The organism is Staphylococcus sp. acrmy (genome assembly GCF_022690565.1).
In the GTDB taxonomy this organism is placed as follows: Bacteria; Bacillota; Bacilli; order Staphylococcales; family Staphylococcaceae; genus Staphylococcus; species Staphylococcus caledonicus.
The window spans coordinates 141,104-167,794 of record NZ_JALCVE010000001.1 but is presented as its reverse complement, the minus strand read 5'-3'; the positions used below and the strand labels follow the sequence as shown (position 1 = coordinate 167,794).

At 31.9% G+C, this 26,691-nt stretch carries 27 protein-coding genes and 2 pseudogenes; 25 read left to right on the top strand and 4 right to left on the bottom strand.

From position 1 onward, the window contains the following. The 5 genes from FH144_RS00790 to FH144_RS00770 all read left to right on the top strand — a co-directional run bounded on the left by FH144_RS00790 (position 1) and on the right by FH144_RS00770 (position 2,645). Positions 1-534 (top strand): hypothetical protein, encoded by a 534-nt coding sequence (locus tag FH144_RS00790; RefSeq protein WP_242313248.1) that lies wholly within the window; start codon positions 1-3, stop codon positions 532-534. Beyond that, a complete protein-coding gene (locus FH144_RS00785) occupies positions 515-865 on the top strand; it encodes a hypothetical protein (protein ID WP_242313246.1) in 351 nt (116 codons plus the stop codon). The genes FH144_RS00790 and FH144_RS00785 overlap by 20 nt, the downstream gene beginning before the upstream one ends. A 2-nt stretch (positions 866-867) precedes the next feature. After that, positions 868-1,488 (top strand): hypothetical protein, encoded by a 621-nt coding sequence (locus tag FH144_RS00780; RefSeq protein WP_242313244.1) that lies wholly within the window; start codon positions 868-870, stop codon positions 1,486-1,488. Between the two features lie 203 nt (positions 1,489-1,691). Next, complete coding sequence (locus tag FH144_RS00775) at positions 1,692-2,117, top strand: hypothetical protein (protein WP_242313242.1); 426 nt, start codon at positions 1,692-1,694, stop codon at positions 2,115-2,117. A 3-nt stretch (positions 2,118-2,120) separates the two neighbouring features. Then, on the top strand, positions 2,121-2,645 hold the full coding sequence (locus FH144_RS00770) for a hypothetical protein (protein WP_481914029.1): 525 nt from the start codon (positions 2,121-2,123) through the stop codon (positions 2,643-2,645). A 74-nt stretch (positions 2,646-2,719) separates the two neighbouring features. On the opposite strand, the gene FH144_RS00765 is transcribed toward FH144_RS00770, so the two are convergent. After that, positions 2,720-3,052 (bottom strand): SdpI family protein, encoded by a 333-nt coding sequence (locus tag FH144_RS00765; RefSeq protein ID WP_242313240.1) that lies wholly within the window; start codon positions 3,050-3,052, stop codon positions 2,720-2,722. A 184-nt stretch (positions 3,053-3,236) separates the two neighbouring features. Here FH144_RS00765 and FH144_RS00760 point away from each other — a divergent pair. Further along, positions 3,237-4,376: pseudogene (locus tag FH144_RS00760) on the top strand (CapA family protein). Positions 4,377-4,521: 145 nt separating this feature from the next. On the opposite strand, the gene FH144_RS00755 reads toward FH144_RS00760, so the two are convergent. After that, positions 4,522-4,938, bottom strand: coding sequence for a serine O-acetyltransferase (locus FH144_RS00755; RefSeq protein WP_107506248.1), 417 nt, complete (start codon positions 4,936-4,938; stop codon positions 4,522-4,524). Between the two features lie 207 nt (positions 4,939-5,145). Continuing rightward, complete coding sequence (locus FH144_RS00750) at positions 5,146-6,786, bottom strand: alpha-keto acid decarboxylase family protein (RefSeq protein ID WP_242313239.1); 1,641 nt, start codon at positions 6,784-6,786, stop codon at positions 5,146-5,148. 149 nt (positions 6,787-6,935) lie between these two features. Between FH144_RS00750 and FH144_RS00745 the strand changes: the two genes are divergently transcribed. Both FH144_RS00745 and FH144_RS00740 read left to right on the top strand, forming a co-directional pair. Beyond that, positions 6,936-7,400: a MarR family winged helix-turn-helix transcriptional regulator gene (locus FH144_RS00745; RefSeq protein ID WP_242313238.1), complete on the top strand. Its 465-nt coding sequence runs from the start codon at positions 6,936-6,938 to the stop codon at positions 7,398-7,400. A gap of 166 nt (positions 7,401-7,566) precedes the next feature. Beyond that, the gene (locus tag FH144_RS00740; protein WP_242313237.1) at positions 7,567-8,769 is read left to right on the top strand and encodes a poly-gamma-glutamate hydrolase family protein; all 1,203 of its coding nucleotides are present in this window, start codon (positions 7,567-7,569) and stop codon (positions 8,767-8,769) included. A gap of 217 nt (positions 8,770-8,986) precedes the next feature. On the opposite strand, the pseudogene FH144_RS00735 reads toward FH144_RS00740, so the two are convergent. Continuing rightward, positions 8,987-9,612: pseudogene (locus tag FH144_RS00735) on the bottom strand (FMN-dependent NADH-azoreductase). 219 nt (positions 9,613-9,831) lie between these two features. On the opposite strand from FH144_RS00735, the gene FH144_RS00730 reads away from it, so the two are divergent. From FH144_RS00730 to FH144_RS00650, 17 genes are all read left to right on the top strand, one after another. After that, the gene (locus FH144_RS00730; RefSeq protein WP_107506994.1) at positions 9,832-9,933 is read left to right on the top strand and encodes an SE2200 family small protein; all 102 of its coding nucleotides are present in this window, start codon (positions 9,832-9,834) and stop codon (positions 9,931-9,933) included. A gap of 505 nt (positions 9,934-10,438) precedes the next feature. Then, complete coding sequence (locus tag FH144_RS00725) at positions 10,439-11,101, top strand: Wzz/FepE/Etk N-terminal domain-containing protein (RefSeq protein WP_107506995.1); 663 nt, start codon at positions 10,439-10,441, stop codon at positions 11,099-11,101. An 18-nt stretch (positions 11,102-11,119) separates the two neighbouring features. Continuing rightward, positions 11,120-11,821 carry a tyrosine-protein kinase gene (locus FH144_RS00720; protein ID WP_107506996.1) on the top strand — a complete coding sequence of 234 codons (702 nt, stop codon included), beginning with the start codon at positions 11,120-11,122 and terminating at the stop codon, positions 11,819-11,821. Then, positions 11,821-12,588, top strand: coding sequence for a tyrosine-protein phosphatase (locus tag FH144_RS00715; RefSeq protein ID WP_107506997.1), 768 nt, complete (start codon positions 11,821-11,823; stop codon positions 12,586-12,588). Before FH144_RS00720 ends, FH144_RS00715 begins: the two co-directional genes overlap by 1 nt. A 28-nt stretch (positions 12,589-12,616) precedes the next feature. Further along, on the top strand, positions 12,617-14,428 hold the full coding sequence (locus FH144_RS00710; RefSeq protein WP_242313236.1) for a polysaccharide biosynthesis protein: 1,812 nt from the start codon (positions 12,617-12,619) through the stop codon (positions 14,426-14,428). 2 nt (positions 14,429-14,430) lie between these two features. After that, positions 14,431-15,804, top strand: a complete 1,374-nt coding sequence (locus tag FH144_RS00705) for a hypothetical protein (RefSeq protein WP_107506999.1) — start codon at positions 14,431-14,433, stop codon at positions 15,802-15,804. Then, positions 15,801-17,168 (top strand): O-unit flippase-like protein, encoded by a 1,368-nt coding sequence (gene wzx / locus FH144_RS00700; protein ID WP_107507000.1) that lies wholly within the window; start codon positions 15,801-15,803, stop codon positions 17,166-17,168. The genes FH144_RS00705 and wzx overlap by 4 nt, the downstream gene beginning before the upstream one ends. A gap of 27 nt (positions 17,169-17,195) precedes the next feature. Next, positions 17,196-18,380, top strand: coding sequence for a glycosyltransferase (locus FH144_RS00695; protein WP_242313235.1), 1,185 nt, complete (start codon positions 17,196-17,198; stop codon positions 18,378-18,380). Between the two features lie 4 nt (positions 18,381-18,384). Next, positions 18,385-19,266, top strand: coding sequence for a glycosyltransferase family 2 protein (locus FH144_RS00690; protein ID WP_242313234.1), 882 nt, complete (start codon positions 18,385-18,387; stop codon positions 19,264-19,266). After that, the gene (locus FH144_RS00685) at positions 19,259-19,819 is read left to right on the top strand and encodes an acyltransferase (protein ID WP_242313233.1); all 561 of its coding nucleotides are present in this window, start codon (positions 19,259-19,261) and stop codon (positions 19,817-19,819) included. The genes FH144_RS00690 and FH144_RS00685 overlap by 8 nt, the downstream gene beginning before the upstream one ends. After that, a complete protein-coding gene (locus FH144_RS00680) occupies positions 19,819-20,820 on the top strand; it encodes an NAD-dependent epimerase (protein WP_242313435.1) in 1,002 nt (333 codons plus the stop codon). Before FH144_RS00685 ends, FH144_RS00680 begins: the two co-directional genes overlap by 1 nt. A 14-nt stretch (positions 20,821-20,834) precedes the next feature. Then, positions 20,835-22,106 carry a nucleotide sugar dehydrogenase gene (locus FH144_RS00675; RefSeq protein ID WP_242313232.1) on the top strand — a complete coding sequence of 424 codons (1,272 nt, stop codon included), beginning with the start codon at positions 20,835-20,837 and terminating at the stop codon, positions 22,104-22,106. A 23-nt stretch (positions 22,107-22,129) separates the two neighbouring features. Then, positions 22,130-23,269 carry a glycosyltransferase family 4 protein gene (locus FH144_RS00670; RefSeq protein WP_242313231.1) on the top strand — a complete coding sequence of 380 codons (1,140 nt, stop codon included), beginning with the start codon at positions 22,130-22,132 and terminating at the stop codon, positions 23,267-23,269. 26 nt (positions 23,270-23,295) lie between these two features. Beyond that, a complete protein-coding gene (locus FH144_RS00665) occupies positions 23,296-23,892 on the top strand; it encodes a sugar transferase (protein WP_107507005.1) in 597 nt (198 codons plus the stop codon). Next, positions 23,889-24,509: an acetyltransferase gene (locus FH144_RS00660; protein WP_107507006.1), complete on the top strand. Its 621-nt coding sequence runs from the start codon at positions 23,889-23,891 to the stop codon at positions 24,507-24,509. Before FH144_RS00665 ends, FH144_RS00660 begins: the two co-directional genes overlap by 4 nt. A 6-nt stretch (positions 24,510-24,515) precedes the next feature. Continuing rightward, entirely contained in the window at positions 24,516-25,646 is a 1,131-nt protein-coding gene (locus tag FH144_RS00655) for a DegT/DnrJ/EryC1/StrS family aminotransferase (RefSeq protein WP_347341110.1), read from the top strand. Between the two features lie 17 nt (positions 25,647-25,663). Then, positions 25,664-26,599: an LCP family protein gene (locus tag FH144_RS00650; RefSeq protein ID WP_242313230.1), complete on the top strand. Its 936-nt coding sequence runs from the start codon at positions 25,664-25,666 to the stop codon at positions 26,597-26,599. The last annotated feature ends 92 nt before the right edge of the window (positions 26,600-26,691 follow it).

The following is a 26,691-nucleotide window of genomic DNA, read 5'->3' as shown; positions in this document are numbered from 1 at the left end:
ATGTTAAATAGACAAGAAAGAATTAGCGCAGTTAGTGATTTAGAAAAAGCAGTTGAAAAATTTGAAAAAGAAAAAGCTTACATGGTTACTCAATCTGAGAAACTTTATAAAGAGAGAATAATTTTAAAAGATAATGTGAAAAAGGTTTGGCAATTTTTAAATGGTATGAGAAATAAACCAGAGGAAATTAAGGTTGAAGTAGAAAAATTAAAAATAGAATTTGAAAGATATGAAAATTTTGTCGCTGAAATAAATGAAGAGGTAGAAAATTCGATAAAATTAGCAGCTGGTGGTGTAGGCGGTGGCTTAGCGGCTGGCGTAGGAGTAGCAGCTTTTGGACCTTCTGCAGCTATGGCAATTGCTACTACATTTGGCACAGCTTCAACTGGTACAGCTATTTCGGCTAGCAGCAACGAATGCAGCATTAGCTTGGTTAGGAGGAGGCGCTATAGCAGCTGGTGGCGGTGGTACAGTTGCAGGTTCAGCATTATTAGCTTTAAGCGGTCCTATCGGCTTGACAATTGGCGGAATTAGTATAGCTACAGCAGGATTACTTACAAGTTCAAAAAATAAAAAAGTCGCTAATGAAGCAAGAACTAAACAAGTTGAAGTTAAAACACAAATAAAAATGCTTAAAGGTACTAGCGAAGAAGTTATTGAAACAACAGAGTTAACAAAAACAACTAATTTATTAATTGATCCATTCTACGATGATGTATTAAATAGAACAACTAAATATAAATCCGACTATAAAGTAATTAAATCTGCGGGAGATAATGAATTGATTAAAGATTTAGGTAGTCTACTTAACCAAACAAAAGAAGCAACGTCATTATTAAATAGAGCTATAGGTAAGGAGGCATAGTTGTGGAGGAAACTATTAGTTTTGATAGATTTCTAGATTTAAAATACCTAGATAGTACAAATTTATTTAAGGTTAATGACGTTGAACAAAAGACTAGTAAATTATTAGAAGAATATAAATCTATAGCCATTAATCAAGTTATTCAAAACTTTGGTTTAGAAAAAATTATGAAAGTCTATAAAGTTGGCGGCAATGTTACTACTTTAAATAATTTTAAAAATGGAGTTTTTAGTGATGAGGAAACTCAAAGTAAGTATAATCAGATTCAAGCGAATAAAATAAAATTAGATCGTGATTCTCTCGATAGAAACGTAACAAGAATAAATAAAGATGGGGAGGAAGAAGTCCTCTCATTTAGTCTTACGAATATTTCAAAGAAAACTGGAAAAATATTTAACGGAGAAAAAGAGTTAGCTAATGATAAAACAAAGATAAAAAATCCCCCCTCAAAGACTGAAAAAAATCAGTCTAACGCTCGTGTATCAGATAGAGGGAAAAATCAAATTAATGGAATAGCGAATAAGCATAAGCATAGTGACGGTAAAATCAGAGACGCTTATAATAAAAAAATATTCTTAATACTAAGAAACCTAATAAATCAAACTATCAACATGATCATATAATTTCATTAAAAAAATTAAGTCAGGATTATGCTTTTAACCTGTATTTAGATAAAGATGAAAAATCCATATTTGCTAATAGTCCAGACAATATTGCTATTACTACTCAAGCAGCCAATCAATCCAAAGGCGCGGATAGTTTAACTGATTGGGCAGATAGAAATGGAAAAGATAACGCAAAAAGATTTGATAAAAATAGAGAAGATATGAAGAATGAAGAAACTAATGCTAATAAAGCTTTAGAACAGACAAAAAAAGATGGTAAAAATAAATATTATCGAGAGAAAATAACTAAAACAAGCGTGACTTCTGGAATGAAAATGGGTATGAAAGAAATGCTTGGAATGCTATTGTTTGACTTACAAAATGAATTTTTTAAAGAAATGAAATACTACTTCAACAACTTCAAAGAATTTAATAAAAATAAAGTTAAATGGGCTGAATTAAAGTTATGTATAGGACGTATAAAAGAAAAAGTTCTGAATAAGGCTAAAGAATATTTAGTTGGTTTTTCAACAGGTTTCATCAGTGGTTTTTTAGGAAATATTTTAACAATTATACTAAATACTTTTAAAATAACTTATAAAAGAACAGTTAAATTAATTGGGGAAACTTTTAATGGTATTGTTTAATCGATAAAAGAACTATTTAGCTCTGAAAATGATGAACATAAATATAGAGAAGCGGTTAAAGCTTTTAGTGCGACAATTGTTGGCGCTTTAGGTGGGATTATGACCGAAAGTTTAATTGCTTATCTTAGAACAACACCTTTTGCTATTTTTGCCGAGTTAATAGGTGGCACAGTGGGCGGTATTTTAACAGGTATCACTGTCGCTACAACTATGTATATAATTGATGATTTTAGAGGATTTATCGAATCGATTAAAGGTATTTTTACTAGAGATAAGTATACTCAAAAAGAATTACAAGCTAAACTTGAGGAACTTTTAGAGAAAATTGATGAAGAATATGCTGCTATTTTAAAGAAAATTAAAAGAGAGTATAAACGACTAAATGAATTAACTCAGAAAGCCTTTGACCTAAAAAACAGTGCTGCCGAACGTTTGGCTAACACTGTTGTATATGCATCCGCAATGAATGTTAAAGAAACTGAAATAGTTTCTACTGTAGAAGATATAGATGATTTCTTTTTAAACTAAAAAATGGAAGAGGCTAATTTGTTTATCATACAAGTTAGCCTTTTTCTATTTAAAATGAACACGTTAGCGACTTTTCACATTTCTTTTTCTACTTTCCAATAAATGCTAAATAGGTACCAGGCCATTACTACTAATTCCAATACAAAACCGCTAATAATAATGGCGTCTATATCTAGCCACAAGCCGATGATTTCGACTACTAAACCAATTACTCCTACTGCTATTATCACCCATAAGTATTTCAGGCTATATTGCCAAAATAACGTTTGTGCTTTTACCCAATTTTCTTGGCTTGCTAAGGATTTTCTTGTGCGAAAGCCGTACCACCAATTTCGTTCTGGCGGTGGGCTAGTTTTAAAGGCAAAGCCTAGAACGCCCATTACGACACTAAATGGCAATAACAACATCCAAACATCCCTTCAAGTTTTCTCACTACCTTATTAATTCACATAATATATTAACTTACATTTCTATTCAAATTGAATTCAAATCATAAATGAACTAAACTAAAGTTAAAGAAAGCGTTTTATTATAGGTTTTATACATACATTATATTTTAAATATGATTAAAGTGAGAGAGGGCGTAATTTAATGTTTAAGTATTATATCACTTGCTTACTACTTTTCTTTACGTTTGCGATAGTGTGCGGAATGACGCTAAGCGAAGATGTAAGTAAAGAAGCTACAGTAGTAGCAGTAGGCGATAATTTAATTCATCCGGTAGTTTTTAATGACGCGCTTCAACAAGATGGCTCCTACAACTTTGCACCGATGTATAGACATGTGAAAGACGACATTCAAGAACCTGATTTGGCATTTGTAAATCAAGAGTCTCCATTAGGTGGCGATGATCGTCCATTTTCAGGATTTAAGCAGTTTAACACACCTAGTCGGGTGGCTCAGGATATTGTTGATACGGGTTTCGACGCTATAAATGGCGCGAATAATCACGCGCTAGATCAAGGGGACAGCGGCGTTCGGAATAACATTCAAACGTGGAATAAATTTAATCATATTCTGTTTACAGGTATTTTTAATTCGGAAAAGTCCTCCAAAGCAATACCAACGATAACGGTGAATGGCATTAAAGTAAGTGTCTTAAGTTATACATATGGAACGAACGATATGACGTCTCAATATCCTTATACGGTGAAACAATTTGATAAGAAGACCATTCAACGTGATGTAAGAACGGCGAAACAACAAAGCGATGTAGTAATGGTATCCGCCCATTGGGGACGTGAAAATCAACATAAGCCTGACGACTCTCAGAAGAAATATGCGCAACTTTTTGCGGATGAGGGGGTAGATGTGGTACTTGGTACACATCCTCACGTTATTCAGCCCGTTGAGTGGGTTAAGAGCACATATAATCATCATCAAACACTCGTGGCCTATTCGTTAGGTAATTTTCTGAATGGACAGTATGGCGGTGATGAGAACAATCAACTTCTAGGACGTTTAAACTTTAAGATTGTTGAAGCTCCTAAAGGCCCCCATTTGGAAAATGTCACATGGACCAGTATGGTGAATCATTATGAACAGGCAGTACCAACAGATAAGCGTACGAGACACCACTTTAACATTTACAATTTAGATGATTATAACGATAAACTGGCACAACAACATGGTTTAAATAGTGATGCTAAAAGCCAATGAAATATTAAACACTTACAAGATATTACGAAAGATGTCATAAATGATCAATATTTAAATGAAAAGAGTTTATAATACAACGAGGTCACAAGAAATGAATAAATACATCAACAAAGATTTAATATAATTTAAAATTTCTTTGCTATTTTTTATTTAGCTAAGTATAAATAAGGAGCCTAAAACATTTTATTAAATGTCCTAAGCTCCTTATTAATAGAAATTAATTATCTAAAATTTTACCTTTATTTGCTACAATTGTTTGATTTTCTCCAATGTCTTCAACAACTAATGCTTGAGCACCAATTTTCGCATTGTCTCCAATTTTTACGTTGCCTATAATTGTTGCACCTGCACCAATAAGTACATTATTACCAATTACAGGTGTGCCATGTTTTCCACGGCCTCCCATAGTTACATTTTGAAGTATTTTACAATTTTCGCCAATAATCGTTCTTTCATGTATGACGCATCCTAATCCGCTATGCGCAAAGCGAGTGCCTTTTCCAATTTTGACACTACGAGGAACATCAGTCGCAAAGACTAGGCGATTGATTTGTTGCATTAATCTAGGTATTACAGGAACATTTTTACTGTAGAGCTTAGTCATTAAAAATACTGATTTATTCATTAAAGACATTTTATTTTCCTCCTTGGCTTCATTTAAATAATAAGTAATTTTTTCACATTATTCAATAAATAAAAGGAAATTGTTTTGTAATATTAGTGGTTTTCAAAAATAAAGTCTTATACAATAAAATCCCTTAATAATTATTTTTAATTTACACTAGAAGATAATTATTAAGGGAAGAGGTGTTCAATTAGTTAAATATGGTCTTATAATTACTTATTTATTTTGTTCGGCGAATGCTTTTGAGATGTCACGTAGTTTTCTAGGTGAGTCATTCCATTTCATTGTAACTTCAGTAAAATGCATTTGGTTAGGTGCATCATTAATATCTTTGAAGACTTGTTTTAATTCATTTGAACTTTTAGCTTCGTGTATCGCTACATTATCGCCACCAAATACTTTAGGTAATGCTTTATAATCCCACATGCGAATATCGTTATATGGTTTTTCCATACCGTGAATGAGACGTTCTACAGTGTAGCCGTCATTATTAATCACAAAGATAATAGGTTTAATATCATTACGGATCATAGTTGATAATTCTTGTACTGTTAATTGTAATGAGCCATCACCAATTAATAAGATATTACGGCGTGAGTTATCAGCCATTTGAGTACCTAATGTTGCTGGTAGTGTGTAGCCGATAGAACCCCATAATGGTTGACCAATAAATGTCATACCTTTAGGTAAAGCAAGTTCGTATGCGCCAAAGAAAGATGTGCCTTGTTCGGCGATTAAGATATCATTGCTTCCTATAAATTCTTGCATCATGTTAAAGTATGTGGCTTGTGTTAATACCTCATCTGATAATTCGTAATCTGGTTTGTCTGCCTTTTCAAAAGTAGGAGCAGAACCTTCATATTGATAATCTAGTGTATTTAAACCAGCAAGTAAATTAGGCAATGTGACTTCGTTATCTACTGTATCGTTCATTTTGAAATAGCGATGATTCAACATTATTACGTCATCTACATCAAATTCGTAAGAGAAACCTGCTGTAGATGAATCGGTTAATTTGGCGCCGATATTTAGAATGGCATCACTGTTATTTACATAGTCTTTAATATTATCGTCCGCAATTTTACCGTCGAATATGCCAACATAGTGTTCATTTTCTTCGTTAAAAGCACCTTTACCTAACGATAATTGGGCAACTGGAATATGTGTTTGATTAACAAATTTTTCTAATTGATCATGTAAGTGGAAGCTATTGATTTCATGCCCTGCAATAATGACAGGTTGCGAAGCGGACTTCAATTTCTCTGCGACCATATCAATGTAGCTTTGAACATCTTGTTCAGGTGCTTGTGCTACTTCATATGATTGCTCAACGTCGATTTCAGTCATTGCTACATCAATAGGTAAATGAATGTGTACCGGACGACGTTCATGAATAGTTGCATTAATAACTCTTGGAATTTCAGTTGTCGCATTGTCTGCAGTAATATATGCTTGTGCTGTAGTAATATGGGCGAACATTTTTTGATAGCTATCAAATTTTCCTTCACCTAATGAGTGATGTACATATTTGCCAGCTTGTTCAACTGCTTGCGTAGGGGCGCCAGTTATAGCAATCACAGGCACGCGTTCAGCATATGAGCCAGCGATACCATTTACTGCACTAAGTTCACCTACACCGAATGTTGTGACAAGCACGCCAAGGCCATGTATACGCGCATATCCGTCTGCTGCATAACTACCATTCAATTCATTTACTGCACCAATCCATTCAACACCATCATGGCGTACAATATCATCAAGAAATGCGAGATTGAAATCTCCTGGTACACCAAATATTTTATCTACTCCAGCTGTATGCACTGCATCCATTAAATATTGTCCTACACGTTGTTTCATATACATTCCACCTTTATTTCTAAATTAACTATAGTTCAAATATAAATCGGTAGTTAAATAAAGTCAATTAACTTGACCTTTTAGTGACCTTTTTCTGAAAATTGATTATAATGTGTATAAAAATTCATATTTGAAAAGGACAGACGCCTATGGATAGTAATAAAAATGAATATGAACATATGTTATTTTACTTTGCGTATAAGACGTTTATTACGGCAGCAGACGAGATTGTAGAAAAATATGGCATGAGTAGACAACATCATCGGTTTTTATTCTTCATTAATAAATTACCAGGCATCACGATAAAACAATTATTAAGAACATTAGAAATCTCAAAACAAGGATCCCATGCTACATTGCGTAAACTTAAAGAAGAGGGACTCATCGTTGAACAAATGTCTGAAGAAGATCGTCGCGTTAAACAACTCTTTCCAACCCCAAAGGGCAGTAAATTAGTAGATAAACTTAATAAAGCGCAAAATGATTTAATGCAAGAAACCTTTCAAAAAGTAGGTCATGATTGGTATGACATTATGGAAGAACTTGCGAATTATCGCGAAGGCTTTCAAGATATTGAACATTTGAAAGATGAAAGAAAAGAGACAGATAATTAATAATGGGCTAGGAGACTATTAAGACTCCTAGCTTAATAATGTGAACCTTAGTTTAATAATGTTTAATTTTCAAAAATATTGTGTTAAAACTTAATAATTTTATTGTATTTTTTGAATTTAAAAGTAATATTGAATTGTAATTATTTAAACTTTTAAGGGGAGCAAAATGAAAAATAAAAAATTTAGTTATCATGTTTCGCATAAGTGGCTATTGGGAGTAGCTACCACAGTTATTGGTATAGGACTATTAAGTGTAATTGAGGGACAAGCACAAGCCGCTGAAACAACTCAACAAACAACTTCAAAGTTAGATAAATCGTCAACTAAGCCTATTAAGAAGATAAGTCCAAATAAAGAAATTAGTCATGTTACGCAACCAAATTCAACGACTTCATCTAGAACGACACAAGCAATTAATACATCTAAAGGTAAGCAAAGTATTAAAACAGTGACACCAAAATACAAAGCAACGAGTCCTAAAGTAGTAAAACCAGTCTCAACACATAAATTAATGACTAAATCGTTGAAATCAAAGCCAGTACAATCTAAAGTAGTACCTAAAAGCTCGGTATCATCTAAAAAGATTCCACAAACTAAGAGTTTAACGACTAAAACTTCATCAAAATATAAAGCAAAAGCACCTACGAAAGCGAAAGCAACTTCTACGTCAAATACAAAAATTAAAATCACATATCCACCAACACAAAGTCACTCAAAAACATCTAAAGTGAATTCTTCGCATAAAATAACTAAAAAAAGTACAAAGCAAGTCAAAGTTAAACCTAAAAAGACGACAAAAACAAAAGCTACAATTGCATCTGTTAAAACATCTGTGCCGGCAAATACCACTGCGGTTAAACCGATACCTCAATATCGAGTAGGTAGGAATATAGCGGATCACTATAATTCAATGAGCGAATTATTGAACCACACTCAGCAAGGGGTGGATTGGACAAAAGAGAGTTCTGATAATCATAGTAGGGTGTTAATAATGGCGCCACACGGGGGAAATATTGAACGTGGGACAACGGAGTTAACTAAATTGATTGCTGCAAAAGGTAACTATGATTATTACACGTTTAATGGGCTAAAAAAGCTAAATAGCAATGAACTACATGTCACTTCAACGAATTATGATGATCCGGATTTAATTAATCGTAATTATTATAAGGATGTGTCTGTGACGGTTCATGGTGTACGTGCACAAAAAGGGATATTAGAGAATACAGTATGTATAGGTGGATTAGATTACAATTTAAGAAATTTTATCAAAACTGAATTGGTAGGACACCAATTTAATGTACAAGATGCAAGTGGTTATATAGCTGGAGTAACATCAAATAATATTGCTAATTTTAATTGGAGATGAAAAGGAGTTCAACTAGAACTTACTTCAGATTTGCGCGACAGAATGTTAAAAGGAGACGTCATGGATAATGGCTTATCAGTAATGGATAGTTTTGTTACGGCAATCAACAACGCCATTACACAATACTTAATTTAATAGAAAACGACGACAAAAATCTAATGCCAAAATAAAGACTGAGACACTTATAAATAAATGTCCCAGTTTTTTAATGATATTATTAGAAATTTTTGCTCATTTCTCTTGCTTCAGCAAGTGATGCGGCTTTAATTTCTTCAGTTCTTTCAGGTTCAGCATTATGTCCTTCAATAATAACTGTTTCATATGAAGGCACACCTAGGAATGACATGATTGTTTTTAAGTAACGATCGCCACTTTCCATTTCAGCTGAAGGGCCTTCTGAATAAAAACCACCACGTGATTGAATGTGTAATACTTTTTTATCTGTTAAAAGACCTTGTGGACCTTCAGCAGTATATTTGAAAGTTTTACCAGCAATTGAAATTGCATCAATATAAGCTTTTAATACTGGTGGGAATGATAAGTTCCACATTGGTGATACGAAGACATATTTATCAGCTGCAAGAAATTCATCTAAAATTGCGCTTAAGCGATCAACTTTTTGTTGTTCTTCATTAGTAAGTGTATCGCCATTACGTAATTTGCCCCAACCTGTTAATACGTCTTTGTCGATCATAGGAATATCTTCTTTAAATAAGTCGATGTGTTTAACCTCATCGCTTGAATGGTTCTCTTTATATGATTCTAAAATGCTTTACCAGCTGCCATTGAATTAGAAGCTAATTCATCTAATGGATGTGTTGTAATGTATAATAATTTAGCCACAGTCATGCTCCTCAAATCATTTATTTCGAAATCGATATAATTAATATATTGGATTTTCAAAATATTGCAATACTTTTCAATGAAAATCAGACCAATGGGGTATAGAATATTTAATGTAGGTTTTAAAAATAAGTTAATTAAGTGTATAATATAGGTAAATTTAGATTTAAATACACAGAAGAAATCTAATGAATGTAGAACCTTAAAGGAGTGACAGACGTGAGAGGATTATTAATTACAGTAGTTTTAGGCGTAGCTGCATATGTTGGTTTCAAGAAATATCAAAATAAAGTTAATGAAATGCCTAATATTGAATATTAATGTTGTAAGCCATGATGTTTTCATAATGAAAAACGTCTTGGCTTTTTATTTTATATAAATTCTACATAATATTTATTGAATTTCTCTAAATTCAAAGAAGTGCTATCTGATGTGGAAAATATAAATATTTTTTATTTAAAAAGACAAATATTGGCTATGTAGTATTATATAATATTCGGAAGGGACTTTTTCTCATTAATTTGCTCGGAATTAATAGATTGAAATACATAATTGAGCATTAGATACATAATTAATGAATATGTAGTATAAAATGTAAAAATTTACATGATATTTACATGAGATTAAAAATCCTTTTAAAATATTGTTATACGATGAAGTGTAAAGGTTTATAGGCGTAAAACGTCTTATAACAACTGTCTACATAGAAACAAATGAATTTTTTAAAAAAATATAAAGTTTTGAAATGAATATATTTTAAAAATTTGTTGTAAAAATCTTTTTAAAAATATAAAATTAGTAACGAAATTAGATATTGGAGGTTAACATGGAAAATACAGTTGATTTTACAAAAATATGGGAGATTATAAAGAAAAATTGGAAACTTTTAGTACTTTTACCAGTTGTGTTTTTACTAATTAGCTTAGTTTACACTTTCTTTATTGCTACTCCTAAGTACGAAGCATCTACTCAAGTGCTTGTTAATGAAAAAGAAAAAGACAAAAATATGATGGCTCAAGAGGTACAGAGTAATATTCAATTAGTTAATACATATTCTGAAATTTTAAAGAGTCCAAGAATTTTAGATGAAGTAGCAAAGAAACATGATGATTACTCATCATCTAAATTAAATAAAATGATTTCTGTAAATACAGAAGCAGAATCACAAATTTTAAATGTCAGTGTTAGAGCAAGTAATGAAGAAAAATCAGAAAAGTTAGCAAATGATGTAGCTAAAGTATTTAAAAAGCAAATACCTGACATTATGAATGTAGATAACGTGACTGTACTTTCAAATGCGAATGGCACAGCTACAAAAGTTTCACCGAAAATTACTACTAATATAGTCGGTGGATTATTATTAGGACTAATTATCGCTGCACTTATCGTAGCGCTTAAAGAAATGTTTGATAAACGTATTAGAACAGAAGAAGATGTGGAAAGAGAACTTGAAATACCAGTATTAGGATCTATACCTAAGATTAAATAGTTAAGGAGAATAGCAACTATGGCGAAAAAAGAAGTTAGAAAACAATTGGATACACCTCTTTATGCTCATGATAAACCTAAGTCAATAACAAGTGAAAAGTTTAGAGGTATTCGTTCAAATATAATGTTCTCAGGCGCTAATCACGAAATTAAAAGTATTATTGTGACTTCTGAGAAACCAGCTGCCGGTAAAAGTATTGTTTCGGCTAACATAGCAGTTACATACGCTCAAGCTGGCTATAAAACGTTGATTATAGATGGGGACATGCGTAAACCTACGCAACACTATAATTTTGAAACGTCGAATTACGATGGACTTTCTAATTTAATTATAGGTAAAAGTGATTTTGAAAAAGCTATTCGTGATACAAGAGTTGATAATTTAGATTTATTAACATCTGGACCAGTTCCACCTAACCCTTCAGAGTTAATTGCTTCTGATAGATTTAAAAATCTTTATGAACAATTAATGGAAATGTATGACTTTGTACTAATCGATACTCCTCCTGTAATTTCAGTTACAGATGCTCAAGTATTTCTACAAAGTGTTAAGGATTGTGTAATGGTTATTGATACTGAAAGAAATAATAAAAATGAAATTAAAAAAGCTAAACAACTTATTGAACAAGCCGATGGCCATATTATTGGAGCAATTTTAAATAAAACAGCTGGAGATAAATCATCAAACTATTATTACTATTATGGAGATGAAGCTGAGTAATGATCGATATTCATAACCACGTTTTAATCAATGTAGATGATGGTCCTAAAGATGAGGAAGAAATGCTTAAATTACTTAAGCAAGGAAAAGATGAAGGGGTTACAGATATCATTGTAACTCCTCATCATCTTAGTCCAGCGTTTGACAATGAATACAAAATTGTAGAAGGAAAGCTACAACAACTTTTAAATCTTGATAAAGTAAAAGAGTTAGGAATTAATCTTTATCCAGGTCAAGAAATAAGAATAAGCGATCAAATTATTCCGCAACTAGAAAAAGGCGAAGCTATTGGGTTGAACCGCTCGAAGTACTTATTAATTGAGTTTCCTTCTGGTGGAGTTCCTCACTATACGAATCGCCTTTTCTTTGAATTACAATCTAAAGGTTATGTTCCAATAATTGCACATCCTGAGAGAAATAAAGAGATAAGCCAAAACCTAGATGTATTATTTGAACTTGTAAATGAAGGTGCACTTAGTCAATTGACTTCAGCATCACTACTAGGTAAACATGGTAAAAAGATTCAAAAAATTTCGCTTCAAATGATGGACAATAACTTAGCACACTTTATTGCTTCTGACGCACATCATGAGACCAACCGCCCCTTCTTTATGGATAGCTTATTCAAAGAGAAAAAGCTTAAAGATTATGAAGGAAAAATTAAAGAAATGATTAATAACGCGCAAGTTATTATAAAAAATGAAGAAATAAAGAAAAAGCAACCATCTCAATCATATAACCAAAAGAAACTATTTGGTTTATTTTAAATTTATGAAGTAAGTTAGGGGGAGAGAAGTGGATAAGTTAAGTGCAAGAGGACGTTTACTTATACTAATTATACTCGATTCATTGATTGTAGCATTCTCAGTCTTTATTTGTTACAACATTTTAGAACCGTATTTTGAAGGTTATTCACACAGACTTTTAATTTTAACATCAATAATTCTATTAATCTCTCATCATGTTTTCGCATATATATTCAATCTTTACCATCGTGCATGGGAGTATGCCAGTGTTAATGAACTATTACTTATAGTTGAATCTGTAACTTGTTCAATATTAGCAACTGTTGTTTTAATACCATTATTCACAGGGCATCCACCATTCTTTAGACTATATCTAATTACATGGATGATGCATTTAATCTTAATTGGTGGTTCGCGTATTTCGTGGAGAGTTGCGCGTGGCTTTGTAGTAGGTAAAAAACAAAAGAAAAAACCGACACTTATTGTTGGTGCAGGGCGTGGTGGTTCATTATTAGTACGCCAAATGTTAAGAAGTCCTGAAATGGGATTAGAACCATTATTAGCTGTTGATGATGATCCACAAAAACGCAAGTTAACTATTGCTGAAGGGGTTAAAGTTCAAGGTAAGATTGAAGACATCCCTACATTAGTTAATAAATACAGAATTAAACGAATTATAATTGCTATTCCAACATTAAAGCCAGATCGTTTAAAAGAAATTAATGATATTTGTAATAGTACAGGTATTGAATTATTTAAAATGCCAAATATTGAACAAGTATTAGCTGGAGAATTAGAAGTTAACCAACTTAAAAGAGTTGAAGTTGAAGACTTACTTGGTAGAGAACCAGTAGAGTTAGATATGGCAATGATCTCTAAAGAATTAACCCACAAAACAATTTTGGTCACTGGTGCTGGTGGTTCAATTGGTTCAGAAATATGCAGACAAGTTTGCAAATTCCAACCAGAGAGAATTATTTTATTGGGTCACGGAGAAAATAGTATTTATTTAATTCATCAAGAATTAAGTAATATGTATAAAGAAAAAATTGAGATAGTACCTATTATTGCCGATGTTCAAAATGTTGAACGTATGGAAGAAGTTATGGAAACTTATAAACCATATGCTGTTTATCATGCAGCGGCCCATAAACATGTTCCGCTGATGGAATATAATCCAACAGAAGCATTTAGAAATAACGTGTTAGGTACTCGTAATACAGCAGTCGCTGCTAAAAAAGCACAAGTTAGAAAGTTTGTAATGGTTTCAACTGACAAAGCCGTAAATCCTCCTAATGTAATGGGAGCTTCAAAACGAATGGCTGAAATGATTATTCAAAATCTTAATGAAAAAAAAGGACATACAGATTTTGTAGCTGTTCGATTTGGTAACGTATTAGGATCACGTGGCTCAGTTATTCCATTATTTAAAAAACAAATTGAGGCTGGGGGTCCTGTGACGGTTACACATCCAGATATGACGAGATACTTTATGACTATACCCGAAGCCTCAAGATTAGTACTACAAGCGGGTGCTTTAGCTCAAGGTGGAGAAGTGTTTGTACTAGATATGGGTGAGCCAGTTAAAATTGTGGATTTAGCTCGTAATCTAATTAGATTAAGTGGTAAATCGGAAGAAGAAATTGGTATTCAATTTTCAGGTATTCGCCCAGGTGAAAAATTATATGAAGAATTATTAAATGAAAATGAAATACATTCAGAACAGGTATATGAAAAGATTTATAGAGGCAAAACTATGACACCACCTAGAGAAGAATTAGAAGAAGTTATTCGCTATTTAAACACTCACAACAATGAAATTAAAGAAACGCTAATTGATTTAGCGAATAGGAAGTATTAATAATGGTTAATTTATATAGAATCGTAGTTATAGCTTTATCAATTATAGGTATACTGGCGACTTTAATTAGTCCAGCCTATATTCCTAATAATTTAGTACTTATACCTTTAGTATTTTTAATATTATTTTTAATTTTCCCATCTTTTAGTAGATACATGTTTAATAATTTAGGGATAACAGTGATTAACTTCACTATGCTTTTGAGATACGTTATTTCACCCTTATTAATGGCTTTTTATGGTTCAAATATCCAAATTGGAGCCACAGTATCAATTTCAATTCAAAGTCGAGCTGTCGGTTTAATGATTTATGAAATGATAGTTTTATTCGTAATATTTGCGATATTCCATAAGTATTTTTATACAAACAAGGTTGAATTTTATAACGTTAAAGCTAGACCTAATTTATTCGGTTGGATGTTCGTTATAGTAGTGATTCTACTAGTAGCTTTAGATCCGTCATCTATAGGGAGATATTCATTTATTTGGTCTGCTTCCCAATTAAATGATGATGCCTTAGCCGACGTAACTTTAGTAGCTTTATTTGTACAATTAGCACAAATAGTGTTAACGGTCGGTTTATTGAATATTATTTATAGATATTATGAGAGAAAACCCAATATTTTATATTTACTACTGTCTTTAGTTGTGATAATGATTTCTGCTTCATTTATCGTGGGGACAAGTAGATCAAGTATTATTATTCCGTTAATCACAGGGTTATTTACAGTATTTATTTTATACAAGAATTATAGAAAATTGATTATTGCTATGTCTGTTATTTTAAGTTTATTAGTAATTGGAATCTCTACTCTTTTAAAACAAAATACTAATATTGTTACAGCTAGAGGATTGTATCACTCAGCTGGAGCTTTAGAGAACTTTAATACAGATGTTCAAATATATTTTTCAGGTTTAATAAATATAGGACATTCTATTGAAACTTCATATATATATGAACCGTTTCGTTTAAATGCAATTTTTGGAGACTTAACCCACTCGGTTATCTTTGTAAACTCATTCTTTAGAAATTTTCAAAGTGCTTTAATTGCGTTTAATGACATGTTTTATAAAAGAGTAGGAGTTAGTGACCAAATTCTTCCTTTATTAGGACAAGGTTACTTATACTTTGGAGCTATTTTAGCACCGATTTTCTCTGTAATCGTATTATTTGTGGTCATGCTATTGGATAAGAATATCCAACATAGCAATTCAGTTTTTACTTTATATGTATACGCTTATTTATGTCTGAAATTTTCACTATTCTTTATGTCCAATGCCACAATCTTACTTTCATTCTTCACGAATTTCTTCTTGGTATTATTTGTGATTGCGATTTTAAACAAAAGGATTGTAGTTAGAAGGAGAACAGAATGAATATAGGAAAAAAAGATGTACTTTGGGGATATATAAGTTTATTAATGGTGCAAGGAATAAATGTTATTTTATTACCTGTCATTTTAAGATACTTAAACTCAGCTGAGCTTGGCGTATGGTACACATTTACATCACTATATGGCTTAGCAATGTTAATTGACTTTGGTTTTCAAACGATTATAACTAGGAATGTTAGTTATTTATGGTCTGGGGCTCAAAGTGTTAAAAGTGTTGGTTTCGAAACTGTAGACGAGAAAAATTCAAAAATTAATATTCCGTATTTTATAAAAGTGATTTCAGCGGTCAAGTTTATTTATACGTCTATGGGTACGATTATATTTGCTCTTTTTATCACAATAGGGACTTGGTACATGGTAAGTATTAGCGACGGAGAAATAAGTATGAAGACCATGCTTATTTCTTGGTTGTTTTACATGGTATCGATTGTTCTGAATATTAGTTTCTCTTATTGGAATTCGGTACTAAAAGGTATAGGGGCAATTAAAACATATAACCAAATATTAGTTGTTACCAAAGGGACACAACTAATTTTATCAATAGTGTTTCTAATGCTTGGGTTAGGATTAATAGGCGTTTCAGTTGCTTACTTTATTTCTGTAGTGGTGAACCGAGTTTTACAATCACTGGCTTATTATAAATATTCGCCTGAAACGCAAGAAACTAAAGGTAAATTGAAAGTTAAATATGATAGGGAAATATTTAATGCTTTATTACCTAATACTTTAAGAACAGGTTCAATTTCTATCTCTAATTATTTGATTATTAATTTTCCAATCATATTGAGTTCTTACTTTTTATCGTTAAAAGTATCTGGACAATTTGGTTTTATAAATCAAATTGTAACCTTGATAATTATGTTGTCTAATTCGTATTACAACACTTATTTAGCTAAATTTAACTATCTACGTGTAAAAAACAAATATGACGATTTAATAAAATTATTTAGAAAAGCATTGGTAACAAGCTGGGCGTTTAACTTTATAGCCTTTGCCTTATTTATTCTGTTAGGTAATTGGGTGCTAGATATTATAGGCGCGGATTACACATTGTTAAATTTAGTGCCAATGCTAATTATTATTATCTATCGATTTTTATATAACAATCAAACGTTGTTCACTAATTTTTTAGCAACTAAAAATTTAATTCCACATCATAAATCGTTTTTAACATCAGCAATAATAACTGTCGTAATACAGTTAGTGTTATTGCAATTTATTGATAATAAGTTGATTTATTTACTCTTGCCATTATTAATAGTTCAATTAGTTCATAATAATTGGTACTGGGTTTGGTACGTAATAAAAGACATTAGGAAAGATAAAAAATTAACTCAATCAAGTTAATAATTTATAGGTGCTAAGGAGTTTAATATGAAATTATTATTTGTAGTTAACAATTTTAACTTTGGCGGACCCCAAAAGAGTTTATTAAACCTTTTTTATGAACTTAAAGATACAGATCATGAAATCGATTTGATGATACTTAACCAAGAAGATAGCTTAACAAAATATTTACCTGACTATGTTAATGTAAAAAAAGTTAGTTCGAAATTTTCAGTCTTAATGCTTAATAGAAAAAATCTCTTATCAAGTATTTTGAAAAATTTTAAAAGCCCTAAGTTAGGTATGAACGCACTAGTTTTTACTTTGAAAAGTAAACTAAAAATGCATGATACTACAAAAGCAAAACAACAGTTTTGGGTTGAAAATAAGTGGAAAGACCTACAAATGAAAAAGCGCTACGATTATGCAATCGGCGTTTCAGGTGGCCATTCTGTCTATTTCATTGAAGATTATATTAATGCAGATCACAAAATTGGTTGGATTAGAACAGATTATCGAGTGTTAAAAAGAGACCATGAAATTGATAAAAAGTATTTCGATAAAATGGACGGAATGCTTTCCGTATCAAAAATGTGTTCTGAAATTTTTGAAGATATTTTTCAAATTAGACCAGTCACTTTCTATAATAGCTTACCTATTAAATTGTATGAAAATATCGAAAGTGAAAAAATTGATATACAACCAAATAGCTTTAATTTATGTACGATTTGTCGTTTAGATAATGGCAAAGGACTGGATTTATTAATTGAAGCAGCAAAAATTTTAAAATCTAAAGATTTAAATATCAAATGGTACGTGGTAGGTGCTGGAAAATTAGCACAATGGCTGCAAGATGAAATTTCAAATAACAAATTAGAAAATCTCGTAATACCAGTAGGATTCAAATTTAATACTGGAAGTATAGTGAAAAAAATGGACGTATTAGTACATCCTTCTAGATTTGAAGGTAAATCTAATACAGTAGATGAAGCGTTGTATTATAACATTCCTGTAGTAGCTACTAACTTTGAAACAGTATACGAACAAATAACTAACAATGAAAATGGATTTATCGTCAATATGGACGGCTATGAAATCGCTCGAAAAATTGAAGAACTTTATGAAAATAAAACTACTTATCAAACTATTAAAACTAACATAGAAAAACTAAATGTTGAACCTAGCGATAAAGGTAAAGAGTTCATAGAAACGATAAAATTTATAGGGGGTTAATATTATGCTAACTATCTTTACTCCTACATTTAATAGAGCACATACTCTTCCTAGATTATATGATTCATTATTAAAACAAACTGATCATGACTTTGAATGGTTGATAGTTGACGACGGTTCGACTGATGACACCCCTCAACTAGTTAAAAGTTTTAAAACTGATAAATTTTCTATTCGTTATATTAAACAGAGTAATGGAGGTAAACATATTGCCTCTAATGTTGGCTTGAAAGCAGCTAAAGGGGATATTTTCGTAGTATTAGATAGCGATGATTGGTTTTATCCTAATGCTGTAGAAGTTTTTAATACAAAATTTAGAGAAAACAAAGATATGAAAGCACTAATTACTTTGGATACTTATGAAGATGGCAAAGTGGTTGGTGAAAAGCTACCCGAAATTGAAAAAGTAAACTGGGTAGACTTGCGATATAAATATAAAGTTCGACATGATAAATGTTATGTCTTTGCAACGAATATAATTAGAAATATGACTTTCCCTCAATATGGGAAATCAAGACATATGCCACCTTCATATCAATGGTTCGAATTCAGTGAACTATATGATTGTTATTTAGCTAATATCAATACTAAATATGTGGAATATCAAACTGATGGTATAAGCAGTAAAGTTAAAACTAATTATTTTAAATCTGCAGAAAACTATTGTGAATATCGAAAGTTAGCACATAATCAATTACCCACTCTTAAAGATAAACTAATTAATTATTTGTTATATGATATATCATGGATAGATACTGGACTAAACTTGAAGTACAAATTTAAAGATACTGAAAAATTTGCCACTTCTCTAGCATTAACGCCATTCGCATTAGTACTTTATTATTATTACAAAATAAAGTTCAAGAGGAGAGGATTAATTGACTAGTCTATTGTCACAAAAGTGCTTTAAATTGTTGCAAATTCCATACAAATTTTTACCGAAACCAATATGTAATCTGATATGGGACATCTCGTTAATAAATGATTCTTTAGCAGCAATTGTGTATAGAAGACTTTATTTAAATAAATACGCGAAAAGTGTTGGGGCAAATACCCATATTGGAAAATATGTAGTTTTGAAAAATGTACAAAATTTAGTGTTAGGAAATAATGTAAGTCTACATTCTTATTGTTATATAGATGCACATGGGGGAATAGATATAGGGAACAATGTTTCGATAGCTAATCATTGTACTTTAATTTCCTCTGAACACACTTGGGAAAACAAAGATAAACCTATTAAGTACAACAGGATACAATCGAAAAGAATTTGTATAGAGGACGATGTTTGGATTGCAGCAGGTGTAAGAGTGCTTGGAGGCAATACAATTAAAACTCGTTGCATTATTGGAGCAGGTGCGGTTGTAAATAAGGATACAGAACCGAATAGTCTGTATGTAGGTGTTCCAATTAAAAAAATCAGGGAGGTAAATGAATGATGAAAGTTTTGATTACTGGAGCTGCAGGTTTTATCGGCTCAACATTAGCGAAAAAATTAATCAGTCAAGGCTATGAAATAGTAGGTATTGATAATCTCAATGACTATTATTCAGTTCAATTAAAAGAAGACAGATTAAAATCTATCGGAAAAGAAAATTTCACTTTTTATAAAAATGATTTAGAGGATTATGAAAAAGTAAACCAAATCTTTGAAGATGAAAAGCCAGAAGTAGTTATTAATTTAGCAGCACAAGCCGGCGTTAGATATAGTATTGAAAATCCAAGAGCTTATATTGATTCAAATATTGTTGGATTTATGAATATTTTAGAAGGTTGCCGTCATCATAATGTTGAACATTTAATTTACGCTTCATCAAGTTCTGTATATGGTGCGAATACAAATAAACCTTTTAAAACATCAGATAATATAGACCACCCATTAAGTCTCTATGCCGCTACTAAAAAATCAAATGAGTTAATGGCACATACTTATAGTCATCTATATAACTTACCGACAACTGGTTTACGTTTCTTCACAGTTTATGGGCCATGGGGTAGACCGGATATGGCTTTATTTAAATTTACTAAAGCAGTTGTAAATGATGAAACAATTGATGTTTATAACCACGGTAAGATGATGCGTGACTTTACTTACGTTGATGACATTGTAGAAGCAATTAGTCGCTTAGTGAAAAAACCGGCTCAACCAAATCCTGAATGGTCTGGTGCTAACCCAGATCCAAGTTCATCATATGCTCCATATAAAATCTATAATATCGGAAATAACAATCCGGTTCGTTTAATGGAATTTGTAGAAGCTATTGAGAACAAACTTGGTAAAACAGCTAAGAAAAATTATATGGATTTACAACCGGGAGATGTACCTGAAACTTATGCCAATGTGGATGATTTATTTAAAAATATCGATTTTAAACCAGAAACGTCTATTCAAGATGGCGTAAATAAATTTATTGATTGGTATCTAGAATATTATAAATAAAGGGAGATTTAATTATGGATAGAAATATAGCAGTAGTTGGATTAGGATATGTAGGTTTACCCGTAGCGGTGACATTTGGCAGAAAGCACGAAGTAATTGGCTTCGATATTAATGAAAACAGAATAAAAGAATTAAAAGATAATCATGATAGAACAAACGAAGTTACTTCAGAAGACTTGAAAGCTACAAACATTAAATTTACATCTAACGCTGAAGATTTGAAAAAAGCTGATTTTATTATCGTAGCTGTTCCGACTCCTATCGATAAAAATAACAAACCAGATTTAACACCATTAGTTAAAGCGAGTGAAACAGTGGGTAAAGTATTGACTCCTGATACGATTGTAGTTTATGAATCAACAGTTTACCCTGGAGCAACAGAAGAAGATTGTGTGCCAGTATTAGAAAAAGAATCTGGCTTAACTTGTGGTAAAGACTTCTTTGTTGGTTACTCTCCTGAAAGAATTAATCCAGGTGATAAAGTGCATACATTTGAAACAATCACTAAAGTAGTATCTGGTCAAACTCCTGAAGTATTAGAAGTTGTTGCCGATGTATATGGTTCAGTAGTGACTGTAGGCGTTCATAAAGCATCATCAATTAAAGTGGCCGAAGCAGCAAAAGTTATCGAAAATACACAACGTGACGTGAATATTGCGTTAATGAATGAACTAGCGCTTATTTTTGATAAATTAGATATCGACACTAATGAAGTGTTACGTGCATCAGGTACTAAATGGAATTTCTTAAACTTTAAACCTGGTCTAGTTGGAGGACATTGTATCGGTGTAGATCCATACTATCTAACTCATAAAGCGCAAGAAGTAGGACACCATCCAGAAGTAATCTTAGCTGGTCGTCGCATTAATGATAATATGGCTAAATATATTGCTTCTAACGTAATTAAAGGTTTATTAAAACAAGGATTAGAAGTTCAAGGCGCTACAGTAAATGTATTAGGTTTAACTTTCAAAGAAAATTGCCCTGACTTAAGAAATACAAAAGTTATTCATATTATCGAAGAATTAAAAGATTATGGTTTAGATGTTCATGTAAGTGATGTTGAAGCTGATAAAGAAGAAGCACAAAAATTCTATGGTATTAACTTAGAAGATAAAAAAGATTTACCAACAGCAGATGCAGTTGTATTTGCAGTAGCACATACTGACTATGTTGATAATAAACAAGAGTATTTAAGTCTTGTTAAAGATAATGGCATGGTTCTTGATATTAAAGGTATTATTAGCGATGACGAAATCGGAAATAAAGGTTTATGGAGATTATAAACTTACTCTCCATATAAATAAGGGTGATCGTATTGGCTAACAAAAAAATATTTCAATTAGTAACGGTCTCTAAAAGTATTACCTTAATGAAAGGGCAAGTTGAATATTTAAGAGATAAAGGCTTAGACGTTCATATTGTATCTTCTGAGGGACCGGAACAAAAAAACTATTCTCCTGATATTACTCATGCAATTAACATGGAAAGAGAAATTTCTTTAAAAAATGATTTGAAATCATTGTTAAAAATGATTAAATTATTTCAAAAAGAAAAACCTTATATTGTTAATTCTGGTACACCTAAAGCAGGCCTTGTTGGAACCTTGGCCGCTTTTATCACGCGTAGACCTGTTCGTATATATACGGTACGTGGTTTAAGGTTAGAAACAGTAACGGGATTAAAATATAAAATTCTATATGCTATGGAGAAATTAGCGATGTTTTGTGCAACTGATATAATTGCAATTTCAGATAGCTTAAAAGATAAAATTGTTGAATTGGGTCTAGAGAAAAAAGGTAACATCAAAGTATTAGGATATGGTAGCTCAAACGGTATTAATCTGGAAAAATTCAAAAAAGAATTTAATGATATCCCCGACGATTTAAGTGGAATATTAAAAGATCAATTTGTTATTGGCTATGTCGGACGAATTGTAAAAGATAAAGGTATCCATGAAGTGGTTGAAGCGTTTAAAATAATTCAAAAACAACATAGCAATGTGAAATTGCTTATTGTGGGTCCTATCGAAAAAGATGATTCAATTAGCCAAGAGGATTTTGAATATTTACAAAGTAATCCAGATATTATTATGGCAGGTCATGTTGCTAATACAGTGAATTACTATAATCATATGGATGTACTTGTCTTTCCTACACATCGTGAAGGGTTTGGTAATGTCAGTATTGAAGCCCAAGCTGTTGAAGTGCCAGTTATAGTTAATAACGTAACTGGAGCTAAGGATACACTTGTCGATGGTGTAACTGGATACTTAGTCGAAAAAGATGACTATAAACAAATAGCTGCTAAAGTAGGCTATTTAATTGATAATCCTAATATGAAAGAAAAATTGGGTAAGAATGGAAGAAAAAATGTAGAACAAAAATTCAGAAATGAAGTAGTTTGGAAACATTTAGAAACGATATATAAAAACAATCTTCCTGTTTAAAATTATTTAATAAGGAGGGAAATAGAATGTTAAAACGTATATTTGATATAGCTGTCAGTGCTACAGGTTTAGTTGTGTCAGCGCCGATTACTTTAACGGCAGCTATAGTGATTGCGAAGAAACTAGGTAAACCTGTTCTCTTTAGACAAACGCGTCCGGGACAATACGGAGAACCATTTGAAATTTATAAATTCCGTACAATGTCTGATAAACGAGACGAAAAAGGTGAATTGTTACCGGATGAACAACGGATGACGTCAGTTGGAACTTTTATTAGAAAATCTAGTATTGATGAATTACCACAACTCATAAACGTGTTAAAAGGCGACATAAGTTTAGTTGGTCCAAGACCGCTATTAATGGAATATTTACCTTTATATAATGAAGAACAAAAAAAGCGTCATAATGTAAAACCTGGTATTACTGGTTGGGCACAAGTAAATGGTCGTAATGCTATTACTTGGGATGAAAAATTTAAATTAGATGTTTGGTACGCAGAGAATCAGTCATTTAAATTAGACATGTATATTATATACAAAACGTTCATTAATATTTTACAACGAAAAGATGTTAATGCGCCTAACCATGTAACTGCTGAGAAGTTTAAGGGGAACGAAGCATGAGTCAACCTATAATACTTATTGGTAAGGGTGGTCACTCAAAAGTTATTAGAGATATCATTGAGGCGTCCCAACAATATCATGTTGCAGGTTACCTCGATAATGCTATAGATGAATATTACATTGAAAACGGTATTTTTTATGATAACTTAGAAGCGGTTAACAATTATAAACATGATTATTTCTTTATAATTGCAATTGGAAATAATCATGTTCGTAATAAGTTGTTTAATGAATTAGATATTAAGCTTGAAAAATATGCTACACTAATTCATCCATCAGCTATTATCAGTCCTAGTGCTAAGATTAATTATGGTACGGTAGTCATGCCTAATGCTGTAATCAATGCAGAAACTATAGTAGGTATGCATGCCATAATTAATACTGGCGCTATTGTAGAACATGATAATCAAATTGGTGATTATGTTCATATATCTCCTAACGCTGCATTAGCAGGGGGCGTTAGAGTTGGTGATGAATCTCATGTAGCAATTAATGCGGCAGTACTACCATTAGTTGAAATTGGTAATAAATGTATTGTAGGTGCTGGTGCGACAGTAATAAAAAATGTTAAATCAGAATCAACAGTCATTGGAACCCCAGCAAAAATTAAGGAGTGAATTGAAGTGGAAGAAGAAAGAATTTTCTTATCTAGACCTCATATGGGTGGTACAGAATTAGATTACATACATGATGCCTTCGATAAAAACTGGATCGCACCATTAGGTGAAAACGTTACAGAATTCGAAAATAGTGTTAAAAGTTATGTAGGAGTAAATGCAGCATTGGCTGTGGGAAGTGGTACTTCTGCTATTCATTTAGCCCTAATTGAAAGTGGAGTTCAACAAGATGACATTGTATTTTGTAGTTCATTAACATTTAGCGCTTCAGCTAATCCTATTATTTATCAAGGTGCAAAACCAGTATTTATCGATTCTGAAATAGAATCATGGAATATGTCACCAAATGCATTGCGTAAAGCATTTGAACAATATGCTGAAAAAGGTATTACACCTAAGGCAGTGGTTGCTGTTAATTTATATGGTCAATCTGCTAGAATGGATGAAATTAAAGAAATCTGTGAGCAATATGGTTCAATTTTAATTGAAGACGCTGCCGAGTCACTTGGCGCTGAATATAAAGGTCAAAAAAGTGGTACATTCGGCAATTTTGGTATCTTCTCATTTAACGGTAATAAGATTATTACTACTAGTGGTGGTGGAATGCTTATTTCAAATGATGAAGAACATATTGCTCACGCATTATTCTTATCAACACAAGCAAGAGACAAAGCAATTCATTATCAACATAGTGAATTAGGATTTAACTATCGTTTGAGTAACATATCTGCTGGTATTGGTAGAGGCCAAATGAAAGTATTAGACCAACGTATTGCACGTCGTAGAGAAATCTTCGAAAGATATGAACAAGAATTTGGAAACGTTGAGGGCTTTGATTTCCAACTTGAATTACCAGATTCAAAATCAAATCGTTGGTTAACTGCTTTAACAATCGATGAAAATAAAACAGGCTTTACTGCTTTAGATTTAATTGAAAAGTTACAAGAAAATAATATCGAAGCACGCCCAGTATGGAAACCTATGCATTTACAACCTTTCTTTGAGAAATATGATTACATTACCGAGGGAAATGATAATGGTGCATACTTATTTGATCACGGCGTATGTTTACCATCAGGATCAGATATGACTGATGAACAACAATCACGAGTGATTGAAATTATTAAAAGTCTATAAAAAATGAGTGAGTATAAATGAAGAAAAAAAGATCAACTACTTTTAAAGTCATAGTTGCTATATTAATTTTTATCATAGTTCTTATTATTGCTATTGGTATTTTTGTATTTGCAAAACTTCATTCATTGAGTAATTCCATAAACTCTCCTTTAGATAGAGAACACTCGCAATTAAGAGATAAGCCGGCTAAAGAAGGCGACCCTATGACGGTAGTACTTTATGGTGTAGATGATGATGCTGAAAGACAACAAGAAAATTTAGGACAACGTAGTGATTCAATTGTATTAATGTCAATTAATCCTGAAGACAAAAAAACAGTAATGGTTAGTGTGCCTCGTGATACACGAGCTAAAATTGTTGGTCATGGAACAACTGAGAAAATCAATCATGCGTATGCTTATGGCGGTCCTAAAATGGCTGTTAATTCTCTAGAAGAATTAATGGACGTGCCTGTGGATCATTACATAGCGATAAATATGGATGGCGTTAAAACTGTTGTAGATGAATTAGGCGGAGTTGATATTACAAGTAACGCAACATTTACTTTCCATGGTTACAATTTTGAACAAGGTAAAAAATATCACATGGATGGCGATCAAGCATTAACGTATATGCGTAGTCGTAAAGAAAATGGCGCAGGTGGAGACGAGGGTCGTCAATTGCGTCAGCAACAAGTCATCACTGCAGTTGCTAGAGAAGCCTTTTCAATGAATTCAGTTACTAAGTTAAACGGTATCTTCAAAGCTGCACAAAATAACTTGAAAACTGATTTAAGCTTTGTTCAGTTAAATCGTTTCAGATCAGATTACGATAAAGCTCAAGACAATGTAGAACGTCTAACAATTGATGGCCAAAACGCCTTGGGTGACGATAATCTATATTATTTCTATCCTGATGACAATAGTTTGAAAGATATTAAAAAGAAATTAAAAGATAATTTAGAACTTAATTAATAAAAAAAGCACTTTATCGCAACCGACGATAAAGTGCTTTTAGTATATTAATAATATTAGAATAGAGATTATATTTCGTTTAAACTATTTGA